Origin of the sequence: Marinomonas sp. 5E14-1, assembly GCF_039939215.1 — a bacterium.
In the GTDB taxonomy this organism is placed as follows: Bacteria; Pseudomonadota; Gammaproteobacteria; order Pseudomonadales; family Marinomonadaceae; genus Marinomonas.
Map to the genome: position 1 here is coordinate 241,359 of NZ_JBDXMW010000003.1, position 14,324 is coordinate 255,682.

Sequence of the window (14,324 nt, forward strand, 5' to 3'; positions counted from 1 at the left end):
CTATAAATTCTCACCAGAAAAAAGCTTGGCTATTGCTTCCAAATTAGACGGAAAAAACAAATGTAAGTAACTCGCCGTTAACCCTTTTTGTTGGTAAATCGCTTCCCCCGGCGCAGGGTGACGCTGGCGACGACCATGTCCAACAGGTTCTGGTGTATTAGCGCTACGGGATCGGTGATGAGCATGGCCGCGAATCTCGCCTTGTGGAATAACGGCTGTTTGCATGCCTTGGCAACCACGCTTACCTCGCATCGCACCTTGGCCTTCTAAAATACCTAACATGGGATAACAAGCATCGTTTAAATCTGTTAAGTCTTCCAAGCTATAAAGCATGCCGCCACATTCTGCCAAAATACTTTTCCCTGTTTGGTAAAAGTCTTGAATAGATTGGCGCATGGAGACATTTTCTGACAAGGCTTTTGCATGTAATTCTGGGTAACCGCCTGGCAACCAAAGAGCATCCACTTCGGGTAGAGATTGATCTTTTAATGGGGAGAAAAAGACGATTTTTGCGCCCATACTTTTCAAAGCAATGAGATTTGCATCGTAAATAAAACTAAATGCCGCGTCTTTTGCAACTGCAATGGTCTTGCCCACCAAACTTTGTTGTACTTCCGTCGTAACATCAGTTTGCGCAAGCTCTTTCACGGGAGCAAAAGAAACCACTTTCGGCAAGGTCAATAAGCCTGTATCACGTGTTTCTTTTAACCATTCAACAGCGGCTCCAAAGCGCTCTTCCAATTCGTCTTTCACTTCAGCAGCCTGAACTAAACCCAAGTGACGTTCTGGCAATATGACGGCCTCATCACGTTTTAATGTGGCTAATAAAGGTAAATTTTCTGGCAGAGCGTCTCGAATCAATTCTGCATGGCGCTCACTACCACAGCGGTTTGCAATCAGCCCCGCAACCTGCACATCATCACGGAAATTCGCCAATCCCGTAGCCAACGCAGCTGCAGTTTGTGCCATGCCTTTCACGTCCATGACAATCGCCATCGGAATCCCAAAACGGGCGGCTAAATCAGCACTAGAAGGATCCCCGTCAAACATGCCCATTGCACCTTCAACTAAAATTAAGTCCGCTTCTTTCGCTGCTTGATAGAGTTTGTCTTGGCAGTATTCTTCGCCTGCCATCCAAATATCCAACTGCTCTACCGGCTGTTTAGACGCTTGAGCAAGAATTTGTGGATCAAGATAATCTGGACCTGTCTTAAATACTCGAACCACTTTACCTTGCTGAGTAAAGTAACGTGACAAAGCCGCCGTAATAGTGGTTTTCCCTTGGTTTGAAGCAGGTGCAGTCAAAAATAAAGCAGGACAGCTAACAGCAGTCATAAAACAGTCTCTAAAAGCGAATTTAATGAAATATAATGTGCGCCCAAATGCTGGGCAAGATCTTGGCCACGGCCACGTTTAATGGCGGAATTTTCTATGTCTATCAATACTGTTTGCCCTAAAACCTCAAGGTCCGACACATCCGCTTGTGTTCGTCCGTCTGTCAAAATATAGGTTTGGCTATACAAGTCGACGTTTCCTTTGTGTTGCTTTGCCAAATAATCTCTAGCCTTTTCTATCGCCACTCGAAAAGGCGTTCCACCACCAGCACCAAGGTTATCCAGCAGCTCAGATATTTCTTTTGGCGCTCGTACTCTTGGTAAAATCGAAGAAACACTATCTTGTCCAAAACCTAAAATCGCAATCTGCTCACGAGCTAAATAAGCTCGATTGGCAATGTCTAAAATTACGCCTTTGGCTTTGGCAAACACACCTTGATTTAAGGTGGAGGCCGATGTATCCAATAACACTAAATGCAATCTTGTTTGGCCTGTTTTAGCGGCCTTGTGTGTTAATCTGTTGGGCGGCCATTCTTGTGGTTGGTTGATAATACTACGAAACCAATCCACTCCTTTTCCTGGTTCTGAAGCAGCAAGGCGATAACCGCCTTGTTGCTTGCCTTTAAGCTTTCCCGGCGTCACCTCACTCACAGTCTTTGCCGTTGGAGGAACTTGGGGGTCTGCTTGTAAATTAACTCGAATCGGCGTCGAAGATTTCAGCGTTTGAGGCGTCATGCTTCCCCAATCACCTTCGCTGTTTTCTAACTCATCTGATTCTTTATTGCCCGCTTCTTGATTGTTTTTCTGTTGACTACTTTCAGGTCGAGACGTTTCTGGACGACGAAAAGGTGGTGAAGGCGGTTGTATCTTAGCCTGTCGACGATGAGCTAAAACCAATTCTTCAACCGCTTTAATGTCATCGATTGTCACTTGTTTAGCACCACGCCACGCAGCATGTGCCATAGCCGCTCGCATCCAAACAATATCACCACGCACACCATCAATATTTGCTGACTGACAACGTGTCGCCACTTCCATTCGTAATGCGTCTGGACAACTTATGTCACCTAAAGCTTTGCGCGCCAGACGAATGCTGTTTTTCAGGTTGCGCTGTTTGTATTTAAAGGCTTCACAGAAAGACTCTGGATCTTGGTCAAATTCGTCTCGAAGTCGAACAATTTGTACCCGCTCTTCAAGACTATATTGATTACTCAGCTCTACCATTAAACCAAAGCGATCTTGCAGTTGTGGACGTAACTCCCCTTCATCAGGGTTCATGGTGCCAATCAGTAAAAAACGCGCTTGATGTTCATGACTGACACCATCTCGTTCCACGCGATTTACACCACTCGCCGCAACGTCTAAAAGCTGATCTACAAGGTGATCGGCAAGTAAATTAACTTCATCCACATACAATACACCGCCATTGGCTTTGCTTAATAAACCCGGTTTAAAAGCAACTTGTTTGTCTTGCAATACTTGCTCTAAATCCAAAGCACCAAGTAGGCGATCTTCACTGGTGCCAAGCGGCAATGTTGCGAAAGGGGCAAGCTCTTCATCATTCAATAACGCAGGCATCACACCAGACAAACCACGAGCTAAAGTTGATTTTGCCGAGCCTCGAGGACCACTAATCAAAACCCCACCAATTTGAGGGTTCACTGCACATAAGATCAAAGCTAACTTAAGCGTTTCTTGTCCTGCGACGGCAGTAAAGGGAAAGTTACTATGAGCAAGAAGGTTCATGGGGTTACCTGTTGTTGTGCTTGATTAAAGTCTACTGGGCAAAATGAGCGTTTTAGCTTATCCAAATGAACAAGCAGCCACTTAAAAGTCATATAAAAAAACGCCTTATTATAGGCGTTTTTACTGTGTTTTACTTTGATAGACCTTATCTTTGTGCCATTTTTATGTCAAACGCAAAGGCTTCAGGTTGTATTGAATAAAACCAATAAAAACCGTTGCGCCATACTTTGATACTCTATGATGAGATATTCAACCAAACCTAAATCAAATTACTCTATGGCATGCAGCACATAACATCCACCTAAGTGAAGTATTTAATATTATGTAGATAGTACCGTTAATATCTGACTATGACTAAACTCAAACGCAACAAATCAGTGCATATTTAAAACGAAGAAAAGTACATTGTCCGAATTCTATGCGTCGTTTTTTTGCACTTCAGCCCATTTTGGTGGTTTGTGATAACGACCAACAACGGAGCTCAAAAGCACAAACGCAATTAAAGAAAGTCCTAAGCGTGTTAAATCAAGGAAGGTTATGGCGGCGATCAAAACAAATATATCGGCAATAAGAGTTGTTTTACTCGCATGAATATTGAATTTTCGTTCCAAGTAAACCGACAATATATTTAAACCACCTAAAGAAGTGTTATGGCGAAATAAAATAATCAGCCCGAAGCCAACCAATAAACCGCCTAGTGCCGCCGACAACAATGGATGAATGGACAAGACTGCGTAATATTTCATTAACTCAGACAGAATCGACAACAAGCTAACGCTGGCAAAGGTTCGGAGTGTAAAGTCTCGACCCAAGGAGTACCAAGCTAGAATGTAAAATGGAAGATTTAACAGGAAGAAAAGCTGCCCAAAAGACAAATCAGTAAGTCTAAGCAAAATCATACCAGCGCCTGCGGTACCACTGATCAAGAGTCCTGCTGAGTTTAGAATGTGTAGTCCTAGAGCAACTAGGATACAACCCTCTAGAATAGAGAGCCAACGGTGTGTAATTTTCATAACATGTCCTTAACATGGACTGCATTAGCTTTTGGCTAATAACAGAAGTTGTAATATTCACTTCTTGTGGAAGTCGACTTACGTCTGAACATATCAACAAGACGGATAGCGTCTTACCTGAGATTTCACTGCATATTAAAGCATTTTCCACACCATCAAGGGAAAAACTAAATATTATTTTTTACGCTACACTTTTCGCTTCGCTCAAATTGAATTTATAGCAAGATTACACTACTCATCAAAACAGAAACGAGGCTACAATAAAGGGATGAGAATCACACTTAGACAATTACAAATTTTTGAAGCCGTTGTTCATACAGGCTCAGTCACCGCAGCCGCGGAGATGGTTTCTATTAGTCAACCAGCCGCCAGTCAAGCACTGAGAGAACTAGAAGCGCTATTAGGTCGCCCACTTTTTCGCCGTCATGGTAAACGCCTACAAATCACACCTCAAGCTAGACATCTTTTGCCACAGGCTCGTGCGGTGCTTAGTCAGATTGAGCAAATCGAGAGCATGGGCAATGAGGACGAGCTAAGCGGATCACTTCACCTTGCCGCCAGTGTCAGTATGGGAAACTACTTACTTCCCAAACAAATGTCTTCCTTTAAACGCCAACACCCAAACATTCGCTTCACATTAGACATCGGCAACACACAAAGTGTTATTCAACAACTATTAACAGGAAAAGCTGAAGTAGGCTTTATTGAAGGTTATTGTCAGCATGCCGAGTTAATGACCCAAGTTTGGCTAAAGGATGAACTTGTTGTCTTTGGTTCCGCTCAAGAAGATCGTCCTAAAGAACTTTCTTGGGAAGACTTAGAGCAAGCCAGTTGGGTAATGCGCGAAGCGGGGTCAGGCACACGAAATATTTTAGAACAGTCAACCGCTTCTCATATTCCTCAACTCAACGTTGTGTTATCACTCGCTCATATGGAAGCCGTTAAACAAGCGGTTATTCATCAAATGGGATTAGGTTGCTTATCTCGAATGGCCATATCTCAAGAGCTTAACTCTGACTTAATTCGACTTTATAAAACTCCTCTGGCCTTAAATCGAAATTTGTTAATTGTTACACCAAAAAATACAGCGTTGACACAAAATGCTCAGCGTTTTATCGATCTATGCTGTACATCTGCGGACACATCAACAATTTAAAAGATAGAAACCGTTTTAAAAGGCGGCTCTTCTATTCATTTCGCAATGAGTGTTTTAGGGTTATACTTTTTGGCAGGGTAAATACCCTCAATTCATAAGGCGTGTGAATACCATTAAACAATGAATATTAATAAGATTGACCTTAATCTACTTATCTATCTTGATGTATTACTAAGAGAGTGCAACGTCACGCGCTCAGCCAATAAGCTTAATATTACTCAGCCTGCCATGAGTAATGGCTTAAAGAGACTTCGAGATTTATTAAATGATCCATTGCTGGTTAGAACCAGTGAAGGTATGAAACCCACAGAAAAAGCACTTCGCTTACAACCCATTGTTCGCAAGGTGTTACTCGACCTAGAAGAAGCGCTACAGCCGGAAGCCGACTTCGATGAAAAAGTCAGTACCCGCGTTTTTAGAATTATGGCGAGTGATTACGCCACCTCAACAGTTATACCTTTGCTGCTCAACCGCCTTAGAGAATACGCGCCAGGCATAACGCTAGATATCATGACACCAAGCGACGTGACATTTCATGATGTTGAAGCAGGGAAAATAGACATGGCAATTAATCGCTTTGAAGAGCTCCCTCAATCCTTCCATCAAAAAAGCGTCTGGCTCGATACCTTTGTCTGCATGATGAGCTCAAATAATCCAGTGCGTAATAACTTTGATATCGAAGCTTACTTACAAGCACAGCATATTTGGGTCAGTAAAACTGGCTTTGGTATTGGTGTTGGCATGGATCCAAATGACGTGCAAAAACTCGGTTGGGTAGATGAAGCATTACAAGCATTAGACCACAAGCGCAGCATTCGCGTCTTTACTCGAAGCTATCACACAGCCATGCACTTGGCGCTTGAGCAAGACTTGATCGCTACACTTCCGAAAAAAGTTGCCATGATCAATAAGAAAAACCCTGATTTTGTGATTCTAGACCCACCTTTCAATATCCCTAAAATTGAACTAAAGATGATCTGGAGTCCGTTGCTGCACCATGACGCGAGCCATATTTGGTTTAGAAGACAAGTAATAGATGTTGCAAACGAATTTATAACACAAACTAAGATCTAACAAAAAAGGCACATATTGCGATATAAGCAATATGTGCCTTACGTTTTATAAAAAAATATTACTCTTCAGATTCGCCCACAGCTTCTTTCACTAAAGTCTGTAGCTCACCGTTATTTGCCATTTCAACAATAATATCGCAGCCACCAACCAACTCGCCTTTTACCCAAAGTTGAGGGAAAGTCGGCCAGTTAGCGTATTTTGGCAGTTCTGCACGAATATCTGGGTTATCCAAAATATTCACAAAAGCAAAGCGCTCACCACAAGACATAAGAGCCTGTACTGCTTGCGAAGAAAAGCCACACTGTGGCGCACGAGGGTTGCCTTTCATATAAAGCAGAACGTCGTTGTTATTGATTTGTTCTTTAATTGTTTCGATTGTATTACTCATGTTAAAAACCTCGTTTTTCAATTACGCTCACTTTAATTCAATAGCTCAATGCGGCGATATAAGGTGCCAACACTTAGTTACAAAATTAACGACAATAAAACCCATTAAACTTGCATCAGTTTATTGGGGCGAAGGGTGTATTTACAACCCCAAAAAGGAGCTTTCCTTCCCGCTTTATCAAGTTAATTGCCCTTTACTCAAGTAGCCGAGTGTATTAAATTGGTTGATTCCCTTTAAAAAAGACAATTAAGGAGTCCAAGCGTGTCGCCAAGACATTTTCTTACTCTGAAGGATTTATCTTCCGACGAGTTAAAGCAGTTATTATCACGAGCTTCTGAGCTTAAGAAGATTCACCATGAAGGCACCCTATTTCAGCCGCTTAAAAATCGTGTATTGGCAATGATCTTTGAAAAATCATCGACACGAACCCGCGTATCTTTTGAAGCAGGTATGGCACAATTTGGTGGTCATGCACTTTTTCTTTCTTCTCGTGATACACAGCTTGGTCGTGGCGAACCTGTAGAAGACAGCGCTCGAGTTATTTCCAGTATGGTCGATGCTGTGATGATCCGAACTTTTGATCACGAAACAGTGGAAACTTTTGCTAAATACTCTTCTGTTCCTGTGATTAACGCATTAACCGATGATTACCATCCTTGTCAGTTATTAGCCGACATGCAAACTTATCAGGAGCATCGTGGTTCAATCGAAGGCAAAAAAGTAGTCTGGGTTGGTGACGGAAATAACATGTGTAATTCCTACATCAATGCCGCCGAATTACTTGATTTCCAACTTGTTGTTGCTTGCCCGGTTGGCTACGAGCCAAATGCAGAGCTTGTTGCAGAACACAAAGGCAGAGTAACGGTTCTTCATGATGCTGCAGAAGCTGTTATTAATGCTGATCTAATCGTGACCGATGTTTTTGCGTCCATGGGACAAGAAGATGAACAAGAGCAACGCCTAAAAGACTTTGATGGCTTCCAAGTCAATGCCGAGCTGATGGCGAAAGCCAATTCAGATTCCCTATTTATGCATTGCTTACCAGCACACCGAGGCGAAGAAGTGACGGCAGATGTTATCGATCATCCAGAATCCGTAGTTTGGGATGAAGCAGAGAATCGTCTACATGCACAAAAAGCATTACTTGAATTCCTACTGTGTCACTAATCGCATTCTAGGCTCGATTGAAGTCAGTATTCGACGGGCCTTTTTTATACTCTAGGTGTTGAATGACACTCATCAACTGTGAATTATCATGAGCATTATTGAAGTTAGACATTTAAAAACATTAGCCGCTCTCAGAGAAACAGGCAGTTTGGTTGAAGCTGCTGAACGAGTACATTTGACTCAGTCAGCCTTATCTCATCAGTTAAAAGATCTTGAAGAAAAATTGGGTTGCCCACTTTTTATCCGTAAAACCAAACCAGTTCGCTTCACGAGCGCTGGATTAAGACTATTACAGCTAGCCGATGATGTTCTTCTGTCTTTTCGTTCTGCTCAGCGAGACATACAACGCTTCGCGGAAGGCGAAAGTGGACGCTTACATATTGCCATAGAATGCCACAGTTGCTATGAATGGCTTATGCCTACCATTGACCATTTTCGTGAACACTGGCCAGATGTTGAGTTGGATTTATCAACAGCTTTTGGCTTTATGCCACTTCCTGCTTTGGCCCGTGGCGATTTAGATTTAGTGGTCACATCAGACCCACAAGATATTCCAAACATCGAATACATACCTTTGTTTCAATACGAATCTCAGGTGGCACTCTCACGTCATCATCCGTTAGCTAAAAAGGACTATCTCAGTCCTGAAGATTTTAAAAAAGAAACGCTTATTACCTACCCTGTTGAGATTGAACGACTTGATATCTTCAAGCACTTCCTGCAACCAGCCGATGTATCACCTGCTAAAATCCGCCACAGCGAATTAACCTTAATGATGATGCAATTGGTTGCCAGTGGACGAGGTGTTTGTTGTATACCAAACTGGGCATTGACGGAATACACTAATCGACAATATGTCATTAGCAAATCATTAGGTGAAGAAGGTGTTTGGTGCAAACTCTATCTGGCGATCAGAAAAGATCAAAGAGACAATGCCTACATGGAAGATTTGATTTCCACAGCATCTAAAACTTGTTTTAAAAACCTGAAAGGGATTTTAGCGCCGGATCTGTAACCTTTTCTACAACGAGTAAATCAGCATCAAAATACATTATGACACCGTTTTTTGATGCTGATTACGAGACCAGATAAAACTAAACTTAGCGCCGCCAGATTCACTTTCGTCGATTAATACCGCACCACCATGCCAAAAGGCAATACGCTGAACAATTGCCAAGCCTAAGCCATAACCACCCGATGCTCTTGTTCGACTGTTATCCAATCTCTGAAAAGGGATAAAGACTTTATCTCGATCTTCAAAAGGAATACCTGGACCGTCGTCTTCGATATCGAACTGCCACCTTTCTGAATCTTGGGCAAAAGAAACTGTGATGGTACTCGCTGCATATTTCGATGCATTCAAAATAAGGTTTTGTAATGCTCGACTAATATGATGCTCATCAGCCTCAACAATGTCTGCTGAATCAACACTAACATTCACAGTAAGGTGCTGAAGCAAAAGGTGATTATGCTGTAATATTTCATCAATTAGCTGGCTGACAGAAAGCTCTTTAAAATTTAGCTCCAAAGAGCTGCCTTCTAGCTTTCCATAGGTTAATACCTCATCAACAAGCGTATTCAACTCTTCAACATCGCCTTCCAAGGCTTCAATCGTTGGACCTACATCATCGTCGACTTCATCTTTCACCATCTCCAAACCAAATCGAAGACGAGCAATCGGCGTTCTTAATTCATGAGAAATGGCGTTGATCATCTCGCGCTGAACTTTAAGTAAACGCTCGATATGAGACGACATAGAGTCAAAAGAGTATGCTAGCTCTTTTAAAGTACCGTTATTATCTGGCACGCCTTGAGGCAAACCACTTCTACCACGAGCAATTTGTCGAGTAATGTTTTCAAAGTTTTTGCGTTTTACATCTAAAGCAATCAATTCACGCCAGATCAGCAATAACATAATGACAACACCAACACTAATAATAACCACAACAATCAAAGTACGAGAAACTCTTTCTTCATTAGTAATCGTTATATAATTCGGCCTTTCTGCATTATCATCGTTCCATAAAAAGCCATATTCATAAGGCGACCTCTGCACCAAAGCAACACCAGAAAACACCGCTGAGCTTTGGGAGTCATATTGGCTCATTGATAAGCTAGACATGCTTTCGATCAAAGAAACTTTTTCAGAGTATTCAAGCTGCGTAGCCAGCAATAAACGCTCTAATAAAGTTTTTAATTGGAATGCAGGGTTCGACGCAGAAGCGCTGCCCGTTAATATTGGAGTCGCAGATTGTTTAAAAGACACACTGTAACTCGCCTCATCAGAAGCAAGCCACTCCTTAGTCTTGATCAAAGACGAAATCTTCGGGGAAGGTAACAAAGCCGCGCTGCTCAGGTCCCAATCAAATTGAGATTCAGGAACCTTTTTAGCAACGCCAGATAAGAGAAGAGCTGCGCTAATTTCAGCATCAACATTAAACAGCTGCCCTGTTTTTAAGCCAGAGAATCTATTCTGAGCAAATTCAATTGCGACAAAGCAGCAAACGACAATAGCAAAAACACTTAAAATCAGATGCCGATAAAGCCGCCAAATCTCTTCTCTCATTTGCTTTTATACTTCTTTAACGAATAAATACCCTTTGCTTCGAATAGTTTTTATTCGGCGAGGGTGGATCGGATCATCACCGATTTTCGAACGAATACGAGAGATTCGAACATCAACTGAACGGTCTTGACCGTCATACTCAATGCCACGTAACTCTCCAAAGATCTCTTCTCGACTCAGAATTCGTCCAGCGTTGCTAGAAAGCAACCAGAGCAAATCAAACTCAGCACTTGTTAATTCAACTTCTTCCTCAAGCAACCAAGCTTCTCGGCGAGAATTATCAATAGTCAAAGGACCAAAGACTAAATTCTGCTCTTCTTTAGATGCCACAGCAGATGTATCCACATCTTGTGTACTACGTCGCAATAAGGACTGAACTCGTGCTAATAAAACTCTAGGTTTAGCGGGCTTAGAAACATAATCGTCTGCGCCAATTTCCAAACCTAAAATTTGGTCTACATCGTCACTACGAGCCGTCAACATTAGAATCGGACCTTTGTAGTCGTTACGCACGCTACGACATACAGTAAAGCCGTCAGCACCTGGCAACATTAAATCAAGAATAACAAGCGAAGGTTGCTCTGCAACAATACGCGAAATCGCTTTACGTCCATCTGGTTCAATATCTACTTTGAAACCATTTTTCTGTAAGTATTCTTGAGTAAGAAGCGCTAAGCGCTCATCATCTTCAACAATCAAAATTGTTTGGTCATCTAAGCTCATGAACAATCCTCGTTCAGTTATTTTCGTTTTAAACTTAACATCGAAGAACCATGCTTTAAGCATTAACTCACTTCTTCATGGTTAATTCGCTAAAAGGCTATAAATTTTTTCCATTCTGTCACGGTTGACTCCTCGATCAGAATAACCGACACGTGATACTGAGCGGAAATGAACCACTTTTTCAGTTTCAGGCAAGTAAAACTCAACGTCATCGATGTAGCCAATAATTTTACTTTTCACTTCAAAATGAACATAACCCAAAGAACTGCTTACAATATGAGCATCGCCTTGATTCAACATATAAGACTCAATCAATAATTGAACCTCTTTACGCTCTGCGCTATAAGTAATAGCTTCGATATAATGAGTACTGTCATCAACAGGAGCTTGTGTTGAAACGCAGTTCGGAGACGAAGGACAAGCTTTTAATAGGCCATCTGTTATACCAAGCCCTTTAGGCATTTTGTTAGCAAATCCAACATAAATACACAGCCCTATAACTAGGACGACAACAGTAATAATTATCCATCGGATCATGCTTGAACTCCTCTCACTTAATTTTTCAACAATACCTGTTAACGAAAAGATCTTTTGCCTGGCTTCTTAGGCTTAAACTCTGGCTTATCCGTACTTTGCCAATCAAACCCTTTTGGTCGACGAGCACCGCCTGCCGTGGCTTTATTTTTGTGACGCTTGAGCTCAATTTTTTGCTGCTGTGTTTTAGGCTTAGATTCAGCCACTTTAAGATCAACCATGTTACACAACGAGCTTACTTCGGAATCTTCCATTTCAACCCAACGGCCGACTTTTGCTTTTGAAGGTAAGAAAATTGGACCAAAGCGTACGCGTTTCAAGCGATTTACTTTTACGCCTTGAGATTCCCAAAGACGACGCACTTCACGGTTACGACCTTCCATCACACAAACATAGAACCAACGATTAATACCTTCGCCACCGCCGTCAACAATATCAGTAAAGCGTGCAGGACCGTCTTCTAAAGTCACACCTTTCTTCAAGGTAGCGATATGTTCTTCTGTCACTTCCCCCATCACACGCACAAGATATTCACGATCAATTTCAGTCGATGGATGCATCAATCTATTTGCTAATTCACCGTCTGTGGTAAACAAGAGCAAACCAGAGGTGTTGATGTCTAGACGGCCAACGGCAATCCAACGCTCACCTCTTAATTTAGGCAATTTATCAAAAACGGTAGGTCGGCCTTCTGGATCTTTACGAGTACAAACCTCACCTTCTGGTTTGTTGTAAATAATCACTCGGCGGTTTTCACCTGCTTCTGTAGCAACAATCGCATAACCGTCTATCGTAATGGAATCTGTTAAACTCACTCGATCACCGAGTGTTGCCACTTCACCATTGACTAAAACACGGCCTTCTCGTATGCGATTCTCCATCTCACGACGAGAGCCTTGGCCCGCTCTTGCTAATACTTTTTGTAACTTTTCGTCCATTACGAACCTCATTGGGGGAATGCTTCTCAGCAACCCGATTTTAAATAATATAAATGACTAGTTTGTTTCATTATAAGCCACAGAGTATCGGGCTTAACAGCCGAATATCAAACATTTTTATTGAAACGGAGAGGGATCACCTGCACCGACACGAATCACTTCAATGTTATCAGCGTCCATTTGCACAACGGTGGTTGGCAATAAGCCACAGAAACCACCATCAATAACTAAATCTAACGTATGTTCTAAAGTATCGCGGATATCATAAGGATCCGTCATTGGCTCTGCTTCACCCGGTAATATAAGGGAAGAACTCATGATAGGTTCGCCTAACTCTTCTAGCAAAGCTGCGACAATTTTATTGTCCGGAATTCGAATCCCGATGGTTTTTCTTTTAGGGTGTAATAATCGTCTTGGCACTTCCGATGTTGCCCCAAAAATAAAAGTATAAGGCCCTGGCGTGTTGTGTTTTAGCAATCGATACAAGCGGTTATCAAAACGAGCATAAGTGGATATTTCAGATAAATCGCGACACACCAGAGTAAAATTATGTTTATCGTCTAAGCGTCGAATCGCTCGAATCCGATCCAGTGCTGATTTGTCCCCTAAATGACACCCAAGCGAATACCCACAATCAGTCGGATACGCAATGACACCGCCATTGCGTATTACTTCAGCCGCCTGCTTAACTAAGCGAGCTTGAGGGTTTTCTGTGTGTATCTGAAAAAATTGACTCAAGACGATCTCCGTTGGTACTACTTATGAAAATCAAAATTCGAATAGATTTAATGCCAACTCTGCCATATTAAATCCACTTCGCTGCCATGAATTGGTGTGTATTTCCCGACCTGCATCCAAGGACCAAAAGGCCCATGATAATCACTTCCAACGGAAGCCTTTAAACCAAACTCCACCGATAAGCGCTCTAATAAACGGACGCTATCAGGGCGCTCATTCCCAGACGCGACTTCCATGCCAGTCCCACCCCATTTTTTAAAGTCTGATAGTAGTCGTTTAAGTTTAGTCACAGTTAATGGGTAACGCTTAGGATGAGCTAAAACCAACTCTATATCCTGTCCAGATAAGGTCGTTAGGACATCTTCTAACTCAGGCCAAACATCGCGTAATTGCCCTAGTTTTTTATTCCCTAGGTAGCGGTCGAATGCTTTATTCGAATCTTTCACAAAGCCTTTCTCAACCAATAAACTCGCAAAATGAGGACGACCAAGCTGACTCTCTCCTGCTAGAGCAACGACTTCATCGAACAAGTCAGGTAAACCTTGTTTCACCAGTAAATCCGCAATACGTCGAGCTCTATCCAAGCGGATTAGCTGATTTTTCTTAACAACTGAAAGTACCGCTGGATTATCTGAGTCAAAGTTCAAAGCTACCATGTGCAAAGGAATACCCTTCCACTGGGTGGACAACTCAACTCCATTAACAAAACTAATCCCAAGGTCTTTCGCTTTTTGACTCGCCTCAGGAATACCGTCTAATGTGTCATGATCAGTGAGTGCGAATAATGAAATTTCTTGCTCTGCTGCAAGGTTTACCAATTCAGCAGGTGAAAGGCGCCCGTCAGAGCGACTAGAATGTGAATGCAAATCAACTTTTCGATAACGTGCGTCTTCAGGCATAAGTAGACTGTTTTTTAAAGGAAATGGTGTTTATCATTAGATCAGCAT

The 14,324-nt window shown here is 42.2% G+C and carries 14 protein-coding genes; 4 read left to right on the forward strand and 10 right to left on the reverse strand.

Going from position 1 to position 14,324, the window contains the following annotated elements:
• The 3 genes from ABFY09_RS04125 to ABFY09_RS04135 form a co-directional block, all read right to left on the reverse strand.
• Window positions 1-1,335, reverse strand: coding sequence for a cobyrinate a,c-diamide synthase (locus ABFY09_RS04125; protein WP_347983027.1), 1,335 nt, complete (start codon window positions 1,333-1,335; stop codon window positions 1-3).
• Window positions 1,332-3,080: an ATP-binding protein gene (locus ABFY09_RS04130; protein ID WP_347983028.1), complete on the reverse strand. Its 1,749-nt coding sequence runs from the start codon at window positions 3,078-3,080 to the stop codon at window positions 1,332-1,334. Before ABFY09_RS04130 ends, ABFY09_RS04125 begins: the two co-directional genes overlap by 4 nt.
• A gap of 416 nt (window positions 3,081-3,496) precedes the next feature.
• Window positions 3,497-4,093, reverse strand: a complete 597-nt coding sequence (locus ABFY09_RS04135) for a YitT family protein (protein ID WP_347983029.1) — start codon at window positions 4,091-4,093, stop codon at window positions 3,497-3,499.
• Between the two features lie 268 nt (window positions 4,094-4,361).
• Between ABFY09_RS04135 and ABFY09_RS04140 the strand changes: the two genes are divergently transcribed.
• Entirely contained in the window at window positions 4,362-5,249 is an 888-nt protein-coding gene (locus ABFY09_RS04140) for a LysR substrate-binding domain-containing protein (RefSeq protein WP_347983030.1), read from the forward strand.
• Between the two features lie 120 nt (window positions 5,250-5,369).
• A complete protein-coding gene (locus ABFY09_RS04145) occupies window positions 5,370-6,323 on the forward strand; it encodes a LysR family transcriptional regulator (RefSeq protein ID WP_347983031.1) in 954 nt (317 codons plus the stop codon).
• A 58-nt stretch (window positions 6,324-6,381) separates the two neighbouring features.
• On the opposite strand, the gene grxD is transcribed toward ABFY09_RS04145, so the two are convergent.
• Window positions 6,382-6,711 (reverse strand): Grx4 family monothiol glutaredoxin, encoded by a 330-nt coding sequence (grxD, locus tag ABFY09_RS04150; RefSeq protein WP_317003082.1) that lies wholly within the window; start codon window positions 6,709-6,711, stop codon window positions 6,382-6,384.
• 261 nt (window positions 6,712-6,972) lie between these two features.
• Here grxD and argF point away from each other — a divergent pair, with 261 nt between their 5' ends.
• Together argF and ABFY09_RS04160 are read left to right on the forward strand one after the other, a co-directional pair.
• Window positions 6,973-7,878 carry an ornithine carbamoyltransferase gene (gene argF / locus ABFY09_RS04155; RefSeq protein ID WP_347983032.1) on the forward strand — a complete coding sequence of 302 codons (906 nt, stop codon included), beginning with the start codon at window positions 6,973-6,975 and terminating at the stop codon, window positions 7,876-7,878.
• Window positions 7,879-7,966: 88 nt separating this feature from the next.
• Window positions 7,967-8,893 carry a LysR family transcriptional regulator gene (locus ABFY09_RS04160; RefSeq protein ID WP_347983033.1) on the forward strand — a complete coding sequence of 309 codons (927 nt, stop codon included), beginning with the start codon at window positions 7,967-7,969 and terminating at the stop codon, window positions 8,891-8,893.
• A 36-nt stretch (window positions 8,894-8,929) separates the two neighbouring features.
• Here the strand turns inward: ABFY09_RS04160 and ABFY09_RS04165 are convergent, their stop codons facing one another.
• From ABFY09_RS04165 to ABFY09_RS04190, 6 genes are all read right to left on the reverse strand, one after another.
• Window positions 8,930-10,444, reverse strand: a complete 1,515-nt coding sequence (locus ABFY09_RS04165) for an ATP-binding protein (RefSeq protein WP_347983034.1) — start codon at window positions 10,442-10,444, stop codon at window positions 8,930-8,932.
• A gap of 6 nt (window positions 10,445-10,450) precedes the next feature.
• Window positions 10,451-11,167, reverse strand: a complete 717-nt coding sequence (locus tag ABFY09_RS04170; RefSeq protein WP_347983035.1) for a response regulator — start codon at window positions 11,165-11,167, stop codon at window positions 10,451-10,453.
• A gap of 81 nt (window positions 11,168-11,248) precedes the next feature.
• Entirely contained in the window at window positions 11,249-11,704 is a 456-nt protein-coding gene (locus ABFY09_RS04175; RefSeq protein ID WP_347983036.1) for a DUF1499 domain-containing protein, read from the reverse strand.
• 38 nt (window positions 11,705-11,742) lie between these two features.
• Window positions 11,743-12,639, reverse strand: coding sequence for a 23S rRNA pseudouridine(2605) synthase RluB (rluB, locus tag ABFY09_RS04180; RefSeq protein WP_347983037.1), 897 nt, complete (start codon window positions 12,637-12,639; stop codon window positions 11,743-11,745).
• Between the two features lie 117 nt (window positions 12,640-12,756).
• Window positions 12,757-13,377, reverse strand: a complete 621-nt coding sequence (locus ABFY09_RS04185) for an L-threonylcarbamoyladenylate synthase (RefSeq protein ID WP_347983038.1) — start codon at window positions 13,375-13,377, stop codon at window positions 12,757-12,759.
• Between the two features lie 47 nt (window positions 13,378-13,424).
• Window positions 13,425-14,276, reverse strand: coding sequence for a PHP domain-containing protein (locus ABFY09_RS04190; RefSeq protein WP_347983039.1), 852 nt, complete (start codon window positions 14,274-14,276; stop codon window positions 13,425-13,427).
• Window positions 14,277-14,324: the final 48 nt, after the last annotated feature.

Coding starts and splice junctions, on each gene's coding strand:
- ABFY09_RS04125 (WP_347983027.1), bottom strand. CDS start 1,335: ATGACTGCTGTTAGCTGTCCTGCTTTATTTTTGACTGCACCTGCTTCA.
- ABFY09_RS04130 (WP_347983028.1), bottom strand. CDS start 3,080: ATGAACCTTCTTGCTCATAGTAACTTTCCCTTTACTGCCGTCGCAGGA.
- ABFY09_RS04135 (WP_347983029.1), bottom strand. CDS start 4,093: ATGAAAATTACACACCGTTGGCTCTCTATTCTAGAGGGTTGTATCCTA.
- ABFY09_RS04140 (WP_347983030.1), top strand. CDS start 4,362: ATGAGAATCACACTTAGACAATTACAAATTTTTGAAGCCGTTGTTCAT.
- ABFY09_RS04145 (WP_347983031.1), top strand. CDS start 5,370: ATGAATATTAATAAGATTGACCTTAATCTACTTATCTATCTTGATGTA.
- grxD (WP_317003082.1), bottom strand. CDS start 6,711: ATGAGTAATACAATCGAAACAATTAAAGAACAAATCAATAACAACGAC.
- ABFY09_RS04160 (WP_347983033.1), top strand. CDS start 7,967: ATGAGCATTATTGAAGTTAGACATTTAAAAACATTAGCCGCTCTCAGA.
- ABFY09_RS04165 (WP_347983034.1), bottom strand. CDS start 10,444: ATGAGAGAAGAGATTTGGCGGCTTTATCGGCATCTGATTTTAAGTGTT.
- ABFY09_RS04170 (WP_347983035.1), bottom strand. CDS start 11,167: ATGAGCTTAGATGACCAAACAATTTTGATTGTTGAAGATGATGAGCGC.
- ABFY09_RS04175 (WP_347983036.1), bottom strand. CDS start 11,704: ATGATCCGATGGATAATTATTACTGTTGTCGTCCTAGTTATAGGGCTG.
- rluB (WP_347983037.1), bottom strand. CDS start 12,639: ATGGACGAAAAGTTACAAAAAGTATTAGCAAGAGCGGGCCAAGGCTCT.
- ABFY09_RS04190 (WP_347983039.1), bottom strand. CDS start 14,276: ATGCCTGAAGACGCACGTTATCGAAAAGTTGATTTGCATTCACATTCT.